This is a genomic window from Streptomyces sp. NPDC058864, from assembly GCF_042742985.1.
Taxonomy (GTDB): Bacteria; Actinomycetota; Actinomycetes; order Streptomycetales; family Streptomycetaceae; genus Actinacidiphila.
The window spans coordinates 52094-69333 of the sequence record NZ_JBHYMQ010000016.1 but is presented as its reverse complement, the minus strand read 5'-3'; the positions used below and the strand labels follow the sequence as shown (position 1 = coordinate 69333).

Sequence of the window (17240 nt, the reverse complement as noted above, 5' to 3'; positions counted from 1 at the left end):
CGCTACGGCCCCGCCGCGCCCTCCCGGGCCGCTGCGGCTATGTTGCGCGCCATGCCGCCGAACACCACCGAGTGGAACGGCGACACGCTCCACCAGTACGCGTGCCCCGCCAGCCCCCGCGGGTGGAACAGCGCCCGCTGCCCGTAGACGGTGCGCCCGGCACCGTCCCGGCCGGCCGTCAGCTCCAGCCAGGCCAGACCCGGCAGCCGCATCTCGGCGCGCAACCTCAGCAGCCGGCCCGGGACGATCTCCTCCACCCGCCAGAAGTCCAGCGAGTCGCCCGCCCGCAGGTGCGCCGCGTCCCGCCGCCCCCGGCGCAGCCCGACCCCGCCCACGAAGCGGTCGAGCCAGCCGCGCACGGCCCAGGCCAGCGGGAAGGAGTACCAGCCGTTGTCGCCGCCGATGCCCTCGATGACCCGCCACAGCGCCTCGGGCGAGGCGTCCACGACCCGCGTCCGGCGGTCGGTGTACAGGGAGCCGCCCGCCCAGTCCGGGTCCGTCGGCAGGGGGTCGCTCGGCGCGCCGGGCACGGCGGCGGACGACCAGCGGGTGATCACGTTCGCCTCCCGGATGCGCTGCAGCGCCAGGCGCAGCGCCGCCTCGACGCCGATCAGGCCCTCGGGCGGGTCCGGCACCCAGCGCGCGATGTCGTGGTCGTGGCAGACCACCTCGTGGCGCAGCGACTCCGTCAGCGGCCGCGCGATGCCCGCCGGCACCGGGGTCACCAGCCCCACCCAGTGGCTGGAGAGCCCGGGCGTCAGCACCGGCACCGGCACGATCAGCCGTGGCGGCAGCCCCGCCACCCCGGCGTACTTGAGCATCATGGCGCGGTACGTGAGCACGTCCGGGCCGCCGATGTCGAAGGCGCGGTTCACCTCCGGCGGCAACGTGGCGCAACCCACGAGGTAGCGCAGCACGTCCCGTACGGCGATCGGCTGGATCCGGGTGCCCACCCAGCGCGGGGTGACCATCACCGGCAGCCGTTCGGTGAGGTAGCGCAGCATCTCGAAGGAGGCCGAGCCGGAGCCGATGATCACCGCCGCCCGCAGGGCCGCCGTCGGCACGCCGGAGGCGAGCAGCACCCGGCCCACCTCGGCGCGCGAGCGCAGATGCGGCGACAGCTCCCGCTCGGGCACCCCGGCGGGGGTCAGACCGCCCAGGTAGACGATCCGCCGCACACCCGCGGCCCGCGCGCGGGACCCGAAGACCTCCGCGGCCTCCCGGTCGGTCCGCTCGAAGTCCCGCCCGCTGCCCAGGGCGTGGACGAGGTAGTACGCGACGTCCACGCCCGCCATCGCCGCCGCCACCGAGTCCGGGTCGGTGACGTCGCCCTTGACGACCTCCACCTCGCCCGCCCACGGGTGGTCGCGCAGCTTGCCGGGCGTACGGGCCAGGCAGCGCACCCGGTGCCCGGCCTCCAGCAGTTCCGGGACGAGCCGGCCGCCGATGTAGCCGGTGGCGCCCGTCACCAGGCAGGTGAGGCTCATCGCGCGCTCCCCGCGTCGCGGGCGAAGGGGCCGACCGCCGGCTCGGGCGGGACCAGGGTGCGCAGCAGGGCTGCCAGTGCCGTCAGGACTGTCAGGGCTGTCAGGGCTGTCAGGGCGAGGGTGAGGTGGAGCGGGACGAGCCGGGTCCGGGCGGCGTGTGCGGCCGGGGTGGGGCCGGGCGGTCCCGGGGCAGGGCGGGCGTCGGTTCGCGGGCGGGGGTTCATCGTGCTCCCTCCGTTCCCGGGGTGGTCAGTGCGCCGGCCACTTCCGGTGGCAGCGGGCGCAGCCGCAGCAGGCCGGCGACCAGGCGCGCTGTCAGGGCGTGCCAGGTGCCGGCGCCGCGCAGCATCGCGTGGTCGCCGCCCGGTACCACCAGGTGGCAGGTCTGGGCGCCCGCGGCCCGCGCCCGGTCCGCGAGGGTGAGCGAGCCGGCCGGATCGGTGACCCGGTCCCGGTCGCCGTGCAGCAGCACCAGACGGCGCCCGGCCAGATGCCCCACCGGCTCGTCCTCGGGGCACCACGGCGCCAGCCCCACGACCGCGCCCACCAGCGGATGCCCGGCCACCCGCAGCGCGGCCCGGCCGCCCATCGAGTGCCCCACCAGCACCACGGGCACCTCCCCGGCGCGTTGCCGCAGGGCCTCCAGCGCGCGCAGGGCGTCCCGGGCGGCGTCCTGCCGCGCGCCGTTCCAGCCGCGGTGCCGGTAGCGGACCCCGGCCAGCGCCACCCCGTGCCCGGCGGTGGCCCGGCCGATCGCGCGGACGAACGGACGCATCCGGGCCCCCGGAAGGTTCCACGGCGGGGGCGGCTCCAGGCCTTCCGCGCGGCCGCCGTGCAGCACCAGCACGGCGGCGCACGGCCGCCGGGGCAGCACGTACGGGACCAGCGCCGGGCGCGGCGTACCGCCGCCCGATTCGTCACCGTACGTCATCGGATCCGCCTCTCTCATGTGCTCTCCGTCAGTATCGGCCGCCCTCCGCGGCCACGCCCGTCACGTGCCTCCACCCATGGATTCGCCACCGCGGGCACGGCGGATTGCCGTGCGGACCAATCCGCCGTGCCGCGGGCTCCGAACCACCAGCAGGGAGAGGACCACGACGAAGGGACGGGACGTGACCGACAGAAGGCGAAGGGTGGCCGTCGTGGGCAGCGGCGTCGCCGGGCTCACCGCCGCCTACCTGCTGCAACGGCACTGCGACGTAACGCTGTTCGAGGCCGACGACCGGCTCGGCGGGCACGCCCACACGCACGACGTACCCTCCTCCGACGGCCGGGTGACCGCCGTCGACAGCGGCTTCATCGTCCACAACGAGCGCACCTACCCCACCCTGCTGCGGATCTTCGCCGAACTCGGCGTCCCCACGCAGGAGTCCGAGATGAGCATGTCCGTTCGCTGCGAGGGCTGCGGACTGGAGTACGCGGGCGCGCGCGGCCCGTCGGGGATCTTCGCCCAGCCGCGCAACGCGCTGCGCCCCGCATACCTGCGTATGCTGGCCGAAGTGCCCCGATTCCACCGCCTGGCCCGGCGGCTGCTCGCGGAGGGCGGTTCCGACGACACCACCACGCTGGGGCGGTTCCTCGGCGCGGGGCAGTTCTCGGCGTACTTCACGGCCCATTTCATGACGCCCCTGGTGGCCTGCGTCTGGTCCTGCTCGCCGCGGACGGCGGTGCACTACCCGGCGGTCTACCTCTTCCGGTTCCTGGACCACCACGGGATGCTCTCGGTGGGCGGCTCACCCACCTGGCGGACCGTCACCGGCGGATCACGCGTCTACGTCGAGCGCATCGTCAAACGGCTCACCGCGATCTGCACCGCCACCCCCGTGCGCGCCTTGCGGCGGCACGCCGACGGCGCCGACCTCCTCACCGACGACGGGGAGACCGAGACGTACGACGCGGTCGTCGTCGCCACCCATCCCGACCAGGCACTGCGGCTGCTCGCCGACCCCACCGCGGACGAGCGCGAGGTGCTCGGCGCCATCCCGTACTCCCGCAACCCGACGCTGCTGCACACCGACACCTCGGTGCTGCCCCGCAGCCGCGCCGCGCTCGCCTCCTGGAACTACCTCATGCCCACCTGCGCCCCCGACCCCGGCGGGGTCCGCGTCAGCTACGACATGAACCGGCTCCAGCGGCTGGACACCCCCGAGCGCCACATCGTCACCCTCGGCGACGACGACCGTGTCGACCCCGCCCGGGTGCTCGCCCGCATGGTGTACGAGCACCCCGTCTACACCCCCGCGTCGCTGGCCGCGCGACGGCGGCTGCCCGCCCTCACCACCCCCGTCACCGCCTACGCCGGTGCCTACCACGGCTGGGGCTTCCACGAGGACGGCTGCCGCTCCGGCGCCGAGGCCGCCCGCCGGCTGGGGGTGCGCTGGTGACCCCCGCAGGCCTGCCGGCCCAGGCGCCCGCCCTGTACGAGTGCACGATCACCCACGTCCGCACCCGCCCGCAGCGATACGCCTTCACCCACCGCACCTACATGTGGCTGACCGACCCCGCCCGGCCGCCCCGGTTCCCCGCCGCGCTGCGCCCGCTCGCCCGGTTCGACCCCCGCGACCACTTCGGGGGCCGGCACCCCTCCGTACGGGCCGCCCTCGACGCCTACCTCGCCGCGCAGGGCGTCGACCTGCGGGGCGGCCCGGTCCGGATGCTCTGCCACGCCCGGGTCCTCGGCCACGTCTTCAACCCGCTGACCCTGTACTGGTGCCACGACCCGGCCGGCACCCTCGTCTGCGTCGTCGCCGAGGTCCACAACACCTACGGGGAGCGGCACGCCTACCTGCTGCGCACCGACGAACGCGACACCGCCCACGTCGCCAAGGACTTCTACGTCTCCCCGTTCTTCCCCGTCGACGGCGGCTACCGCATGCGGCTGCCCGAGCCGCACGACCGGCTCCACCTCACCGTCCACCTGGAACGGCCCGGCGGCGGCGCCCCGTTCACCGCCACCGTGCGCGGCGAGCGGCGCCCGGCCACCGCGCCGGGCCTGCTGCGCGCCGCCGCCCGCCACCCCTGGTCCACGGCCGCGGTGTCGGCCGGCATCCGCCGGCACGGCATCCGGCTGCTGCTGCGCGGACTGCCCGTGCAGCAGCGTCCCGTCCACGCGCCCCAGGAGGGTTTCGAGTGACCATGTCCACCACGTCCGTCCCCCTCTCCGCCTCCGCCTCCGGCGTGGACCCGCGCCGCTGGCCGGACGTCGCCGCACCGCCGCGCTGCTCACGCCTGCGGGCCGCCGTCGCCGGTGCCGTCGTACGCCGCGCCCTGAACGGGCTCCCGCTCCACTGCCGCCTCGGCGAAGGCGGCCCGGTCCTCGGCACGGGCGGCCCCGCCGTGCTGATCGCCGACCCCGGGGCCTTCCACCGCCGCGTCGGCGCCGGCGGCCTCATCGGCTTCGGCGAGTCCTACATGGCCGGCGAGTGGGACGCGCCCGACCTCACGGCCGTCCTCACCGTGCTCGCCTCGCACGTCACCGAACTCGTCCCCCGGCCGCTGCAGCGGCTGCGCGCGCTGTGGGCGCACCGGCAGCCGGCCGAGCGGCGCAACACCCTCGACGGCGCCCGCGGCAACATCCACGACCACTACGACCTGTCCAACGAGCTCTTCGCCCTCTTCCTCGACGAGACCCTCACCTACTCCTCCGCCGTCTTCCGCGGCTTCCCCGCGCAGCGCGCCCAACTGGCCGCCGCACAGCACCGCAAGATCGACCGGCTGCTGGACCTGGCGGCCGTCGGAGAGGGCACCCGGCTGCTGGAGATCGGCACCGGCTGGGGCGAACTCGCCGTCCGCGCCGCCCGCCGCGGCGCCGAGGTCGTCTCCGTCACCCTCTCCGAGGAACAGCGCCGGCTCGCCACCGCCCGGATCGCCGCAGCGGGGCAGCAGGACCGGGCCACCGTGCAGCTGCGCGACTACCGGCAGGTCACCGGGAGCTACGACGCCATCGTCAGCGTCGAGATGATCGAGGCGGTCGGCGCCGAGTACTGGCCGGTGTACTTCGCCGCCCTGGACCGGCTGCTCGCCCCCGGCGGCACGGTCGCCCTCCAGGCGATCACCATGCCCGACGAGCGCATGCTGGCCACCCGCGACACCCACACCTGGATGCAGAAGTACATCTTCCCCGGCGGCCTCATCCCCTCCCTGGAGGCGATCGACCGGACCCTCGACGAGCACACCGCGCTGCGCGTCACCTCCTGTGACGGCTTCGGCCCGCACTACGCCGAGACGCTGCGGCTGTGGCGGGAGCGCTTCACCGAACGCGCCGCCGACGTCGCCGCCCTCGGCTTCGACGAGACCTTCCGCCGTATGTGGACCCTCTACCTCGCCTACTCCGAGGCAGGCTTCCGCTCCGGCTACCTCGACGTGTGCCAACTGCGCCTGACGCGTGGGGAGGCCACCGGGTGAAGGGCGCCGCGGACACCCTCGGCCCGCTGCTGGAGCGGTTCACGGGCGGCCCGCTGCCCGTGCGGCTGCGGGCCTGGGACGGCAGCACCGCCGGGCCGCGCGACGCCCCCGTGGTCGTCCTGCGCTCCCGGCGCGCGCTGCGAAGACTCCTGTGGCAGCCCGGCGAACTCGGCCTCGCCGAGGCCTACATCACCGGCGACATCGACGTGCGCGGCGACCTCACCGAAGGCCTGCGCGCCGTGTGGCACGCCTCGCGCGACGGCGGGCTGCGCCCTCCCCGGCTCACCGCGGCCGACCGGCTCCGCGCCGCCGGCGCCGCCGTACGGCTCGGCGCGGTCGGGCCCCGGCCGCCCGCCCCGCGCGGCCGCGCCAGGCTCAACGGCACCCCGCACACCAGGAGCCGCGACCGGGCCGCCGTCAGCCACCACTACGACCTTTCCAACGACTTCTACGAACTCCTCCTCGACCCGTCCATGGCCTACTCCTGCGGCTACTGGACCCGCGACGACGACCCCGCGTACGGCCTCGCCGACGCCCAGCGCGACAAGCTCGAACTCGTCTGCCGCAAGCTGGACCTGCGGCCCGGCATGCGGCTGCTCGACATCGGCTGCGGCTGGGGCGCGCTCGCCCTGTACGCCGCGCAGACCCACCGCGCGCAGGTCCACGCGGTCACCCTCTCCCGCGCCCAGCGGGACTTCGTGACCGACCGGGTCCGCGAACGCGGCCTGGAGGAGTACGTCACCGTCGAACTGCGCGACTACCGCGACCTGGAGGGCAGCGGCGGCTACGAGGCGGTCACCGCGATCGAGATGGGCGAGCACGTCGGCGACGAGCACTACCCACGGTTCGCGGGCGCCATCCACCGCATGCTGCGCCCCCGGGGCAGGGCGCTGGTGCAGCAGATGTCCCGCGGGCGGGTCGCCCCCGGAGGCGGTGCCTTCATCGAGACCTACATCGCCCCCGACATGCACATGCGGCCGCTCGGCCGGACGGTGGCGCTGCTGGAGAACGCGGGCCTGGAGGTGCGCGCCGTGGAATCGCTGCGCGAGCACTACGTGCGCACCGTGCGGGCCTGGCTGGCCACCCTGGAGCGGCGCTGGTCCGACGTCGTCCTCCTGGCCGGCGAGGAGACCGCCCGCGTGTGGCGGCTCTACCTGGCCGGAGGGGCGCTGGCCTTCGCCGAACGCCGCATGGGCGTCGACCAGATCCTCGCCGTACGGCCCACCGCCGACGGCACCGGCGGTACGGCCGGCACGCCCGCCGCCTGGTACACGGGGTGGTGAGGGCCATGGACGGCTTCCCCTGGGGCGCGTTCGGGGCGGGCGTGCCGGTGGCGGCCGGGGCCGCGCTCGCCGTCATGCTCGCCACCTTCGCCTTCGCGCTGTCCCGTGGCAGGCACCGCTACGTGGACGTCGCCTGGGGCGTGGCCTTCACCGCGGTCGCCGCCTCCGCGTACGGCATGTCCGCCGGGCACGGCGACCCGGTGCGGCGCGCGCTGGTGCTCGCGCTGACCGCCGTCTGGGGCCTGCGGCTCGCCGTCCACATCGCCCGCCGCGGCCGCGGCCACGGCGAGGACCCCCGCTACGAGGCCTTCCTGGCCAAGGCCCGCGGCAACCGGGCCGCCTACGCCTTCCGCGCGGTGTACCTGCTGCAGGGGGCGCTCGTCCTGGTCGTCTCGCTGCCCGTCCAGGCAGCCTCCTACATCCCCGGCCCGGTCGGCCCGGCGGCCGCGGTCGGCGGGCTGCTCTGGCTCACGGGCCTGCTCTTCGAAGCCGTCGGCGACCACCAGCTGGCCCGCTTCAAGGCCGACCCGGCCAACCGGGGCCGCCTCATGGACCGCGGCCTGTGGAGCTGGACCCGGCACCCCAACTACTTCGGCGACTTCTGCGTCTGGTGGGGCCTGTTCGCGCTCACCTGCGACGCCTGGCAGGCCGCGGCGGTGTCGGCGGTCTCGCCCCTGCTGATGTCGTACCTGCTCACCCGGGGCAGCGGCAAGGCCCTGCTCGAACGCCACATGGCGGACCGCTCCGGCTGGGCCGACTACGCCTCCCGCACCAGCGGGTTCTTCCCCCGTCCCCCACGCAGGCGGGGCGGTGCCGCGCCGGGGTGAGGGGTTGCCGACGGCCGCGGGCCGAGTGCGGGTCCGGGCGGGTGGGGGCGGCTGCGGCGTGGAGCCGAGTGCCCGGTCCCGGCCGGCGCGAGGGACGTCCGTGCGAAGCGGTTGTGTGCCCTGGGCGCTGCGGCAGCGGGCGGGTGCGCTGCAGGCCTGGGCGCAGCGCTTCGGGGCGGCCGGGAGCCGCGGCTGCGCCGGAGGCGGGGGAGCCGGGTGGCGCCGGCTGCCCGCTGCGCGTGTTCACGGCGGCAGAGAACGCCGCGCCGGGGTGGGGCCGGGGGGCGCCCTCCGGCGGGCGGGAGTTGAGGGCGCGTCGGGGCGGTCGGCCCGGGTGCCGCTCTCCGCGGGCGGGCGGGTGGGTGGGCGGTGGTGCGGGCGGGGCGTGGCCGCTTGCCGCGGGGCCTACGGAAGCGCGTCGAGCGCGGTGCCGGGGTGGACGACGCGAGGGGCGGTCGGACGCCGCGCCGGGGGCGGCTACTTGCCGCGGGCGGCGCGGAAGCGGGCGAGGGCCTCGTCGAGGTCCACGAGGGGGGCGGGGTAGTCCAGGGCGGCCCGCTCGGCCTCGGGGAGCTGCCAGGGGCGGTGCACGGCGCCGCCCCGCAGTTCCGCCAGTTCCGGCACCCAGCGGCGCACGTAGGCGCCGTCAGGGTCGAAACGGCGGGCCTGCACCAGGGGGTTGAGCACCCGGTTCGGGCGGGTGTCGGTGCCGGTGCCGGCCACCCACTGCCAGTTCAGCTGGTTGTTGGCGACGTCGCCGTCCACCAGCAGCCCCAGGAAGTGCGCGGCGCCGATCCGCCAGTCCACGTACAGCGTCTTCGTGAGGAAGCTCGCGGCCAGCAGCCGGGCACGGTTGTGCATCCAGCCCTCGTGCCGCAACTGCCGCATCGCGGCGTCGATCACCGGGTAGCCGGTGCGGCCCTCGCGCCACGCGTCCGCCTCGGGTCCGTCGCCGCGCCAGCGGTCGCCGCGCGTCCGCAGGTCCCGGGAGGCGGCGTCGGGGCGGGCGGCGAGCACCTGGTGGTGGAACTCCCGCCAGGCCAACTGCCGTACGAACGCGTCCGCGCCGGGCCCGCCGGCGTCGCGGGCGCGTCGTACCAGCTCGGTGGCCGACAGGCACCCGAAGTGCAGGTACGGCGAGAGGCGCGAGGTGGCGTCGCCCGCGAGGTCGTCGTGGCGGTCCTCGTACGCGGCGAGCCCCGACGTCCGCCAGGCCCGCCAGCGTTCGCGGGCCTCGGTCTCCCCGCCCCCGGGCAGCCCCGGCGACGTGTCCTTCGGTGCCTCCGGGAGCGGCCGGGACGCCACACCGTCCGGGACGCGGACCACGCGGGGCGCGCCCAGAGATTCGCGCAGGTCCACGGTGTCCCAGCGCCGGAAGTACGGGGTGAACACCCCGAAGCTGTCCTTGCCGGCAGGGGTCACCGCACCGGGCGGCACCGCGGTCAGCACGGCGTCGTGCACACGGAGTTCGCGCCCCGCCCCGGACAGCGCCTCCCGCAGCCGCTCCTCGCGCCGCGCGGCGTAGCGGCTCACCCCGGCGGCGATGTGCACCTGTCCGGCACCGGTCTCCTCAGCGAGCCGGCACGTCTCGCGCGCCACGTCCCCGCGGCGCAGCACCAGCCGCCCGCCGCGCTTGCGCAGCCCCGCGTCCAGGTCGGCGAGGCAGTCCGCGAGGAACGCGGCGCGGTTCGGGGCGGCGAAGCCCGCGGCCTCGATGGCCTCGTCGAGCACGAACAGGGGGACGACCTGTTCCGCGGAGTCGAGGGCGGCGCGCAGGACGGGGTTGTCGTGCAGCCGCAGATCGGCGGTGAACAGGCAGATCGACGTCGTCGTCACGTCCGGTGCACTCCTCCTGGCCGGTGTTCGCGCCCGGCGAGCCTATGGCGCCGCCCCTCCCGGCGGCGTGAGGCGCCCCGCCGCGCCCCGCGAGCGCGGGGCGTAACCCGGGGAGCCATGTCCTCGCGAGCGCCCCCACGGCGGCGTTGTGTCCCCCGCGCGGGGCCCTCGCCCCACGGGGGCCGGGCTCTCCTGGGGCTCCAGGCCTTCCGGTCCTCGGGCGGCGGGCCGCGCCGCAGGGCAGCCGCAGGCGAGGCTGCGTGACCCTGCGTCGGGCCGGGTGGCCGGTATGGGGCGTCCCCGGGCGCTCGGGCACGGCTGTGTCCCGTGGGCGGGGCTCGCCCGGCTGCCCTCGGGGACGGGGGCTCCCCGAGCTTCGATGGGCGGAGCCCTGCCGTCACGGAGTGGTCGTGCGGGTGCTCGCGTGGCGCTGTCCTCGGGGGCGGGCGCTGCCCGGGGTCCGGCCGGGGTGCCGTGTCGCGGGCGACGCCGTGCCTCCGGCCGGGCGGCCCGCCCCCGCGCACCGCACCGGACGGGGTGCGGCGTGGTGCGCGGCGCGGCGGCGTCACGCCGGGAAGTTCATCAGGGCCAGCGGGTCGGAGGTGGGGCGGGGGGAGCCGCCGGGGGGCTCGACGGTGATGCCCATGCCGGAGGCGCCGTCGACGGTGCCCTGGAGGAGGACCGCCTGGGTGGTGTCGCCGCCGGACGGCTTCGGCATGAGGCCCGCGGAGCGCATCGTGTCGCCGTCGGCGTACCAGAGCTGGTAGACCCGGTCGCCGCTCAGCGCGGGCATGCCGTGGGCGAAGAAGACCGCGCGGTCCTGGCTGCGGGAGACGACGACCGTGCCGCTGGCGCCGCCCGCGAGCTTCGCGGAGGTCGTGACGGCGTCGGGGGCGGCCAGGACCCGGGAGATCTGCTCAGCCTGGGCCTGGGTCTGCCGGTTCTCCTGGCGCAGGTCGCCGAGCTGTTGCTGCTGCCAGACCGCGACCCCGCCCAGCGCCGCGGCCGCGGCGATGCAGGCCGCCAGGGCGAAGCGGACCCGGCGCCGGGCGGGCCGCGGTGCGCGGCGGCGCATCGCGCGCGTCGCGGCGCGCGGCGGCTCGGGCACCGACGGCGGCTCCTGCCGCACGTTGACGATCAGCCGCATGACGTCGTCCTTCATGCGGGGCGGCACGGGCTCGGCCGCGGCCAGGCCGAGGCGGGCGGCGGTCGCGGCCAGCTCGCGCACCTCCAGCGCGCAGGCCTCGCACTCCGCGAGGTGGCGTTCGAACTCCGCGCGCTCGTGCCGCGTCAGCGCGTCGACGGAGTAGGCGCCGGTGAGGGTGTGCAGTTCCGCCTCGGTGCTCACGCGGTCACCCCCAGGCAGTCGCGCAGCCGGATCAGGCCGTCCCGCAGCCGGGTCTTGACGGTGCCCAGCGGCAGCGACAGCAACTCGGCGACCTCCCGGTACGTGAGCCCCCGGTAGTAGGCGAGGGTCACGGACTGGTGCTGCACCTCGGTGAGGGTGCGCATGCAGCGCCGCACCTGTTCGGCCTCCAGCCGGGCCTCGACCTGCTCGGTGACCTCGTCGTAGGCGGGGGTGCGCTCCAGCAGCGCAGCCTTGTGCTCGCGGTCCGCCGCCGCGTTCGCGGACCGCACGCGGTCCACGGCCCTGCGGTGGGCCAGGGTCATCACCCACGTCATCGCGCTGCCCTTCTCCGGACGGAAGCGGGCGGCGGTGCGCCACACCTCCACCAGCACCTCCTGCGTCACCTCCTCCGACTGGGCGGGGTCCCTGAGCACTCCGCGCACCAGCCCGAGCACCGGCCCGCTCACGGCGTCGTACAGCCGGGCGAAGGCCTCCTGGTTGCCGCGCGCGACGGCGAGCAGCAGCTCCGAGAGGTCCGGACCCTGCCGTTTGGGCCTGCCGAACCGCAGCGGTTCCCTCACCACACCTCCAGCGTTCGATTCCGTGTGTCGCGGACAAGTCTCGCGTCCGGCATTCGGCGCCGCGAGCGTTTCGGATTGGTCCGTCGTACCGTGGCAGTCATGTCCGACACCACCTCAGCAGCAGTTCTGGGCACCGGGATCATGGGTGCCGCGATGGCCCGCAACCTCGTCAGGGCCGGCCTCGACGTCCGCGTGTGGAACCGTACGAAGGAGAAGGCCGAGCCGCTCGGCAAGGACGGCGCACACGTCGCCGCCACCCCCGCGGAGGCGGTGGACGGCGCCGACGTGGTGCTGACCATCCTGCACGACGCGGACTCCGCCCTCGAGACGATGCGGCAGGCGGCGCCGGCGCTGCGGAAGGGCGCGGTGTGGGCGCAGTCCACCACCGCGGGCGTGGGCGCCCTCGGGGCGTTCGCGCAGTTCGCGCGCGAGCACGGCGTCGTCTTCCTGGACTCGCCCGTGCTGGGCACCCGGCAGCCCGCGGAGAACGGGCAGCTCCTGGTGCTGGCCGCAGGGCCGCAGGAGGCCCGGCAGGCGGTGGCGCCGGTCTTCGACGCGATCGGCAGCCGCACCGTGTGGGTGGGGGAGGACGCGGCCGAGGGCGCGGCCAGCCGTCTGAAGCTGGTGATCAACAGCTGGGTGCTGACCGTCACCCACGGCACCGCCGAGGCCCTCGCGCTCGCGAAGGGCCTCGGCGTGGAAGCGGCCGACTTCCTCCGGGCCGTCTCCGGCGGCCCCCTCGACATGGGCTACCTGCAGGCGAAGGCGGCGTCGATCCTGGCCGGCGACTTCACCCCCAGCTTCGCCGTGCACACCGCCGAGAAGGACGCCCGGCTGATCGTGGAGGCGGGGGAGTCCGTGGGGGTCCGGCTCGACGTGGCCGCGGCAGGCGCCGAGCGCTTCCGCCGTGCGGCCGAACTCGGCCACGGCGAGGAGGACATGGCGGCCTCGTACTTCGCGAGCTTCGAGAAGTGATCACCCGATGTGCGGGAAGAGGCTGGTGAAGGACGCCGCCGCCTCGGCGGCGTCCCGGCCGAAGGGGGCGTCCAGGTCCCAGATGAGGAAGAGCAGGAAGGCGATCAGGGCGCTGTAGAGCCCGGCGAGGACGAGTTCCCGCCGGGAGCGTCTGATCTGCAGGCTGAAGATCAGCCCCACCGCGACGAGGGCGCCGGTGATCAGGCCGAACCACACCACCCCCGGCATGGTCGGTCCGGCGTTCTCGCCGCGTGCGGTACGTGCGTCGTCGGCGGCCGCGACCTGGTCGACGACCGGCTGGTACGCCTGGTTGGCCAGCGCGGTGCGCGGTTCGAAGCCGGTCACGTCGCGCCGCACCTTGTCGAGGAGTTCCGAGCCGCGCCGGGTGTTCTCCCCGTGCTCGATCATGTAGGGCAGTTCGGTGTGCGCGACGTAGGAGACGTACGAGTCCACGTCGGCGCGCACCTGGTCGCGGACGGCGGCCGGGTAGACCTGGACGCGCTGCCGCACCTCGTGCAGGGCCTGGGTCTCGCGGTGGACGGTGTCCTCGGCGCCGCCGCGGGCCTCCCACACGCCGGCGATGGCGAGGCCGAGGACGATGGCGTACACCACGCCGATCATCATCGTCATGTACTCGATGACGTCGGGGGTCTCCGACGGGTCGTCGTCATCTCCGAGGCGGCGGTGGTTGATGAGCACGATGGTCAGCACCACGGCGCAGGCCGCGGCCATCGCGATGCCCAGGACGAGCCAGTCCGACATCGATCACCTCCGTGAGCGGGCTTGGGAGCGGGGCTTGAGCGCGGCGGCGGACAGCACCGCCGGGGCGGTGACGAGCAGCATGAGCTGGACGATGCTCGGCCCCTCGGGCGGGGGCGGCGCGCTCGCCTTGCGGTAGGCGACCGGCGGGAGCTCCGCGCGGTGCGTCGGGGTCGGCGTCGGGGTGGGGGTCGGGCTCGGCGTGGGTGTCGGCGTGGGAGTCGGGGTCGGGGTCGGCGTGGGCGCGGGAGCCGGTGCGCGGCGCACGGGACGCGCCGGAGTGGGGCGGGGCGGCGGACCGCAGGGGTGCCGCCAGGACACCGAACCCCGTGAACCGCCGCTGTCCGTACGGGCGTTCACCGTCGACTCGTAGGCGGGGCAGTGCCGCCGCCGGACGGTCGCGGACGATCCGCCCTTGCCCGTGCGCGCGTCCACGGTGTCCCCGCCGTGCGTGATCCGGGCCCGCGTCTCCCCGTTACGGGTCTCCACCCGGACGGCGCCGCCGCCGGTCTCGACCCGCACGGTGCCGTCGGGCAGGAACCGGACCACGGGCGGGCCCGGTGGCCCGGGTGGATCGTGCGCGTACGCCGTCCCCCCGGCCGCCCCCGGCACCAGCACCGTCAGCGCCGCGGCCGCCGTGAGGCCGGCCCCCCTCAGCCAGATGCTCATGGACAAGATCCTGCGCGGCGCCGCGCGCGCCCATCCGGGGGACCCGGCCAATCCCCCCGAAGGGCTGATTCGTCAGCTCAGGACGCGCTGCAGCGCACGCCGGGCGCGGTCGGGGGCGCTCCGGTCGCCGAAGAGCTGGACGGCGTGGTTGAGGGAGAAGTAGATCCCGTTCAGCTCGAAGACGAGCTGCTCCGGGTCGGTGCCGGGCGGCAGCTCGCCGTGCTCCACGGCGGCCCGGATGTCGCGGGTCAGCCGGCGGCGCCAGACGCTGTAGAGCCGGGCGACCGCGTCCCGGACCGGTCCCTCGCGGCCGTCGAACTCCACGGCGGAGGCGGTGAACAGGCAGCCGCCGGGGAAGGCCTCGCGTTCGCGGTCCAGATAGGTCACCCAGGCCTCGCAGATCGCGGTGAGCCGGGCGAGGCCGGGGGCGGCCCCCGCGGCGGGCACCCACACGGCGCGGGTGAAGATCTCCGAGGCCCGCCGCAGGGCCGCGATCTGCAGGGCCTCCTTGGTGCCGAAGTGCCCCAGCAGCCCCGACTTGCTGATCCCGAGGTCGGTCGCGAGCCGGCCTATCGTGAGGCCCTCCAGGCCCTCCACGGAGGCGACCGCGACGCTGCGCTCGATGATCCGCTCGCGGGTGTGGCGCGCCTCGGCGGCGGACTTGCGTGGGCTCATGCGGCCATCGTAGCCACCTCTCCCCATTTAGAGTCCGACCGATCGGTCGCTATAGTTCCGTCATGACTGCATCCCGCATCGCCGCCCTCGGTCACCACCAGCCGCAACGTGTCCTCACGAACGACGACTTGGCCACCATGGTCGACACCAGCGACGCCTGGATCCGGCAGCGCACCGGCATCGCGACCCGGCACATCGCCGACGAGGACGAGACGGTCGCCGACCTGGCCGTCGCCGCCGCCGGCAAGGCCCTCGCCGCGGCCGGCCTGGACCCCTCCGAGGTCGACCTGGTCGTCGTCGCCACCTCCAGCGCCGTCGACCGCTCCCCCAGCACCGCCGCCCGGGTCGCGGCCCGGCTCGGCATGACGGCCCCCGCCTCCTACGACCTCAACAACGCCTGCGCGGGCTTCACCACCGCGCTCGCCGCCGCCGACCACTCCGTACGGGCCGGCGCGGCCCGGCACGCCCTGGTCATCGGCGCCGAGAAGATGTCCGACCTCACCGACTGGAGCGACCGCAGCACCTGCGTCCTGCTGGGCGACGGGGCCGGCGCGGCCGTCGTCAGCGCCGTGGACGCCGCCCCGGGCACGCTCCCCGGCATCGGCCCGGTCGTGTGGGGCTCGGACCCCACCCGTGCCGACGCCGTACGGCTGGCCGGCGCCTGGCAGCCCCGCTTCGCCCAGGACGGCCAGGCGGTCTTCCGCTGGGCCACCACGACCCTGGCCCCGATCGCCGAGGAGGCCTGCCGGCGTGCGGGCGTCGCCGTCGGCGACCTCGGCGGCATCGTGACGCACCAGGCGAACCTGCGGATCATCGAGGCCGTCGTACGCCAACTGGGTGCCCCGCAGGCGGTCGTGGCCCGTGACGTCGTCGACTCCGGGAACACTTCGGCGGCCTCCGTGCCGCTCGCCTTCTCCAAGCTCGTCGAGCGCGGCGAGCTCACCGCGGGCGCTCCCGTCCTGCTGCTCGGCTTCGGCGGTGGGCTGTCCTGGGCCGGGCAGGTCGTCGGCTGCCCCTGACCCGGGAACGACCGAGGGCCGGTCGGCCGCGCGAGCGGCTGACCGGCCCTCAGGGGTGCCGTACGGCTCAGGCCTTGAAGGCCATGACCACGTTGTGGCCGCCGAAGCCGAAGGAGTTGTTGATGGCCACGATCGGGCCCTCGGGCAGCTTCCGCGCCTCGGTGGAGACCAGACCGGGGTCGATCTCCTCGTCCAGCTCGGCGATGTTGATCGTCGGCGGGGCGATCCGGTGGTGCAGGGCGAGGACGGTGGCGACCGTCTCGATGCCGCCGGCGCCACCCAGCAGGTGGCCGGTCATCGACTTGGTGGCGGAGATGGCCACGTGGTCGAGGTGGTCGCCGAGCACCTTGCGGAGCGCCTTGACCTCGGCGACGTCACCCTGCGGGGTGGAGGTCGCGTGCGCGTTCAGGTGCGCGATCTGCGCGAGGTCCAGGCCGGTCGCGGCGATCAGCTGCTCCAGCGCGGCGGCGATGCCGCGGCCGGTGGGCTCCGGCTGCGCGATGTGGTGGGCGTCGGACGACAGGCCCTGGCCCAGCACCTCGGCGTAGACCCGGGCACCGCGCTTGGCGGCGTGCTCGGCCGACTCCAGGATCACGACGCCCGCGCCCTCACCGAGGACGAAGCCGTCACGGCCCTTGTCGTACGGGCGGGAGGCGCCCTCGGGGTCGTCGTTGTTCTTCGACATCGCCATCATGTTGGCGAAGGCCGCGATCGGCAGCGGGTGGATGGCCGCCTCGGTGCCGCCGGCGACGACCACGTCGGCACGGCCGGAGCGGATCATCTCGTACGCGTAGCCGACGGCCTCGGCGCCGGAGGCGCAGGCGCTGACCGGGGTGTGCACACCGGCGCGGGCGTTGACCTCCAGGCCGACGTTGGCCGAGGGGCTGTTGGGCATCAGCATCGGCACGGTGTGCGGGGACACCTTGCGCGGGCCGGAGTTCTTGAGGTTGTCGTACTGGTCGAGCAGCGTGGTGACGCCGCCGATGCCGGAGGCGATGACGGTGCCCAGGCGGTCGGGGTCGACCGAGCTGTCCTCGCCGGCCTTGGCGGTGAAGCCCGCGTCGGCCCAGGCCTCGCGGGTGGCGATCAGCGCGAACTGCGCCGAGCGGTCCAGCTTGCGGGCCAGCGGACGGGGCAGGACCTCCAGCGGCTCCACGGCGATCTGCGCGGCGATGCGCACCGACAGCTCGGCGGCCCAGTCCTGCTTCAGGGGGGTGACGCCGGAACGTCCGGCGATCAGCGCCTCCCAGGTCGACGCGCTGTCCCCGCCCAGCGGAGTGGTTGCGCCGATACCGGTGACGACCACGGTGTGATTGGTCGGGCTCACAGGGATTGTCTCTCCACGTCTAGAAGGGCGGGCGACAGACACGTCGTCCA

17 protein-coding genes are annotated in these 17240 nt (G+C 75.4%); 7 read left to right on the top strand and 10 right to left on the bottom strand.

Annotated elements, in window-relative coordinates:
• Positions 1 to 2: 2 nt before the first annotated feature.
• Genes ACFW3D_RS15255 through ACFW3D_RS15245 form a run of 3 tightly spaced genes read right to left on the bottom strand, consistent with a single transcriptional unit; the run spans position 3 to position 2436 of the window.
• On the bottom strand, positions 3 to 1487 hold the full coding sequence (locus tag ACFW3D_RS15255) for an SDR family oxidoreductase (RefSeq protein ID WP_500504602.1): 1485 nt from the start codon (positions 1485 to 1487) through the stop codon (positions 3 to 5).
• Positions 1484 to 1711: a hypothetical protein gene (locus ACFW3D_RS15250; RefSeq protein ID WP_500504601.1), complete on the bottom strand. Its 228-nt coding sequence runs from the start codon at positions 1709 to 1711 to the stop codon at positions 1484 to 1486. The genes ACFW3D_RS15255 and ACFW3D_RS15250 overlap by 4 nt, the downstream gene beginning before the upstream one ends.
• Complete coding sequence (locus ACFW3D_RS15245) at positions 1708 to 2436, bottom strand: dienelactone hydrolase family protein (protein WP_500504600.1); 729 nt, start codon at positions 2434 to 2436, stop codon at positions 1708 to 1710. The genes ACFW3D_RS15250 and ACFW3D_RS15245 overlap by 4 nt, the downstream gene beginning before the upstream one ends.
• Before the next feature lie 163 nt (positions 2437 to 2599).
• On the opposite strand from ACFW3D_RS15245, the gene ACFW3D_RS15240 reads away from it, so the two are divergent.
• Genes ACFW3D_RS15240 through ACFW3D_RS15220 form a run of 5 tightly spaced genes read left to right on the top strand, consistent with a single transcriptional unit; the run spans position 2600 to position 8001 of the window.
• The gene (locus tag ACFW3D_RS15240) at positions 2600 to 3871 is read left to right on the top strand and encodes an NAD(P)/FAD-dependent oxidoreductase (RefSeq protein ID WP_500504599.1); all 1272 of its coding nucleotides are present in this window, start codon (positions 2600 to 2602) and stop codon (positions 3869 to 3871) included.
• Positions 3865 to 4620 (top strand): DUF1365 domain-containing protein, encoded by a 756-nt coding sequence (locus tag ACFW3D_RS15235; RefSeq protein ID WP_500504672.1) that lies wholly within the window; start codon positions 3865 to 3867, stop codon positions 4618 to 4620. The genes ACFW3D_RS15240 and ACFW3D_RS15235 overlap by 7 nt, the downstream gene beginning before the upstream one ends.
• Positions 4617 to 5891, top strand: coding sequence for a class I SAM-dependent methyltransferase (locus tag ACFW3D_RS15230; RefSeq protein ID WP_500504598.1), 1275 nt, complete (start codon positions 4617 to 4619; stop codon positions 5889 to 5891). Before ACFW3D_RS15235 ends, ACFW3D_RS15230 begins: the two co-directional genes overlap by 4 nt.
• Positions 5888 to 7174: a class I SAM-dependent methyltransferase gene (locus ACFW3D_RS15225; protein ID WP_500504597.1), complete on the top strand. Its 1287-nt coding sequence runs from the start codon at positions 5888 to 5890 to the stop codon at positions 7172 to 7174. The genes ACFW3D_RS15230 and ACFW3D_RS15225 overlap by 4 nt, the downstream gene beginning before the upstream one ends.
• Before the next feature lie 5 nt (positions 7175 to 7179).
• A complete protein-coding gene (locus ACFW3D_RS15220; RefSeq protein ID WP_500504596.1) occupies positions 7180 to 8001 on the top strand; it encodes a DUF1295 domain-containing protein in 822 nt (273 codons plus the stop codon).
• 477 nt (positions 8002 to 8478) lie between these two features.
• On the opposite strand, the gene ACFW3D_RS15215 is transcribed toward ACFW3D_RS15220, so the two are convergent.
• The 3 genes from ACFW3D_RS15215 to ACFW3D_RS15205 form a co-directional block, all read right to left on the bottom strand.
• Positions 8479 to 9837 carry a cryptochrome/photolyase family protein gene (locus tag ACFW3D_RS15215; protein WP_500504595.1) on the bottom strand — a complete coding sequence of 453 codons (1359 nt, stop codon included), beginning with the start codon at positions 9835 to 9837 and terminating at the stop codon, positions 8479 to 8481.
• 565 nt (positions 9838 to 10402) lie between these two features.
• Positions 10403 to 11185 carry an anti-sigma factor gene (locus ACFW3D_RS15210; RefSeq protein WP_500504594.1) on the bottom strand — a complete coding sequence of 261 codons (783 nt, stop codon included), beginning with the start codon at positions 11183 to 11185 and terminating at the stop codon, positions 10403 to 10405.
• Complete coding sequence (locus tag ACFW3D_RS15205; RefSeq protein ID WP_500504671.1) at positions 11182 to 11766, bottom strand: sigma-70 family RNA polymerase sigma factor; 585 nt, start codon at positions 11764 to 11766, stop codon at positions 11182 to 11184. Before ACFW3D_RS15205 ends, ACFW3D_RS15210 begins: the two co-directional genes overlap by 4 nt.
• Before the next feature lie 99 nt (positions 11767 to 11865).
• Between ACFW3D_RS15205 and ACFW3D_RS15200 the strand changes: the two genes are divergently transcribed.
• Complete coding sequence (locus tag ACFW3D_RS15200; protein ID WP_500504593.1) at positions 11866 to 12741, top strand: NAD(P)-dependent oxidoreductase; 876 nt, start codon at positions 11866 to 11868, stop codon at positions 12739 to 12741.
• Here the strand turns inward: ACFW3D_RS15200 and ACFW3D_RS15195 are convergent, their stop codons facing one another.
• From ACFW3D_RS15195 to ACFW3D_RS15185, 3 genes are all read right to left on the bottom strand, one after another.
• Positions 12742 to 13503, bottom strand: a complete 762-nt coding sequence (locus tag ACFW3D_RS15195; RefSeq protein ID WP_500504592.1) for a bestrophin-like domain — start codon at positions 13501 to 13503, stop codon at positions 12742 to 12744. It lies immediately after the preceding gene.
• A 3-nt stretch (positions 13504 to 13506) separates the two neighbouring features.
• Positions 13507 to 14169, bottom strand: coding sequence for a hypothetical protein (locus tag ACFW3D_RS15190; RefSeq protein ID WP_500504591.1), 663 nt, complete (start codon positions 14167 to 14169; stop codon positions 13507 to 13509).
• A gap of 72 nt (positions 14170 to 14241) precedes the next feature.
• Entirely contained in the window at positions 14242 to 14844 is a 603-nt protein-coding gene (locus ACFW3D_RS15185; RefSeq protein ID WP_500504590.1) for a TetR/AcrR family transcriptional regulator, read from the bottom strand.
• 62 nt (positions 14845 to 14906) lie between these two features.
• Between ACFW3D_RS15185 and ACFW3D_RS15180 the strand changes: the two genes are divergently transcribed.
• Positions 14907 to 15863 carry a beta-ketoacyl-ACP synthase 3 gene (locus ACFW3D_RS15180; RefSeq protein ID WP_500504589.1) on the top strand — a complete coding sequence of 319 codons (957 nt, stop codon included), beginning with the start codon at positions 14907 to 14909 and terminating at the stop codon, positions 15861 to 15863.
• 67 nt (positions 15864 to 15930) lie between these two features.
• On the opposite strand, the gene fabF is transcribed toward ACFW3D_RS15180, so the two are convergent.
• Positions 15931 to 17190: a beta-ketoacyl-ACP synthase II gene (fabF, locus tag ACFW3D_RS15175; protein ID WP_500504588.1), complete on the bottom strand. Its 1260-nt coding sequence runs from the start codon at positions 17188 to 17190 to the stop codon at positions 15931 to 15933.
• Positions 17191 to 17240 lie beyond the last annotated feature (50 nt).

Coding starts and splice junctions, on each gene's coding strand:
- ACFW3D_RS15255 (WP_500504602.1), bottom strand. CDS start 1,487: ATGAGCCTCACCTGCCTGGTGACGGGCGCCACCGGCTACATCGGCGGC.
- ACFW3D_RS15250 (WP_500504601.1), bottom strand. CDS start 1,711: ATGAACCCCCGCCCGCGAACCGACGCCCGCCCTGCCCCGGGACCGCCC.
- ACFW3D_RS15245 (WP_500504600.1), bottom strand. CDS start 2,436: ATGAGAGAGGCGGATCCGATGACGTACGGTGACGAATCGGGCGGCGGT.
- ACFW3D_RS15220 (WP_500504596.1), top strand. CDS start 7,180: ATGGACGGCTTCCCCTGGGGCGCGTTCGGGGCGGGCGTGCCGGTGGCG.
- ACFW3D_RS15200 (WP_500504593.1), top strand. CDS start 11,866: ATGTCCGACACCACCTCAGCAGCAGTTCTGGGCACCGGGATCATGGGT.
- ACFW3D_RS15195 (WP_500504592.1), bottom strand. CDS start 13,503: ATGTCGGACTGGCTCGTCCTGGGCATCGCGATGGCCGCGGCCTGCGCC.
- ACFW3D_RS15190 (WP_500504591.1), bottom strand. CDS start 14,169: ATGAGCATCTGGCTGAGGGGGGCCGGCCTCACGGCGGCCGCGGCGCTG.
- ACFW3D_RS15185 (WP_500504590.1), bottom strand. CDS start 14,844: ATGAGCCCACGCAAGTCCGCCGCCGAGGCGCGCCACACCCGCGAGCGG.
- ACFW3D_RS15180 (WP_500504589.1), top strand. CDS start 14,907: ATGACTGCATCCCGCATCGCCGCCCTCGGTCACCACCAGCCGCAACGT.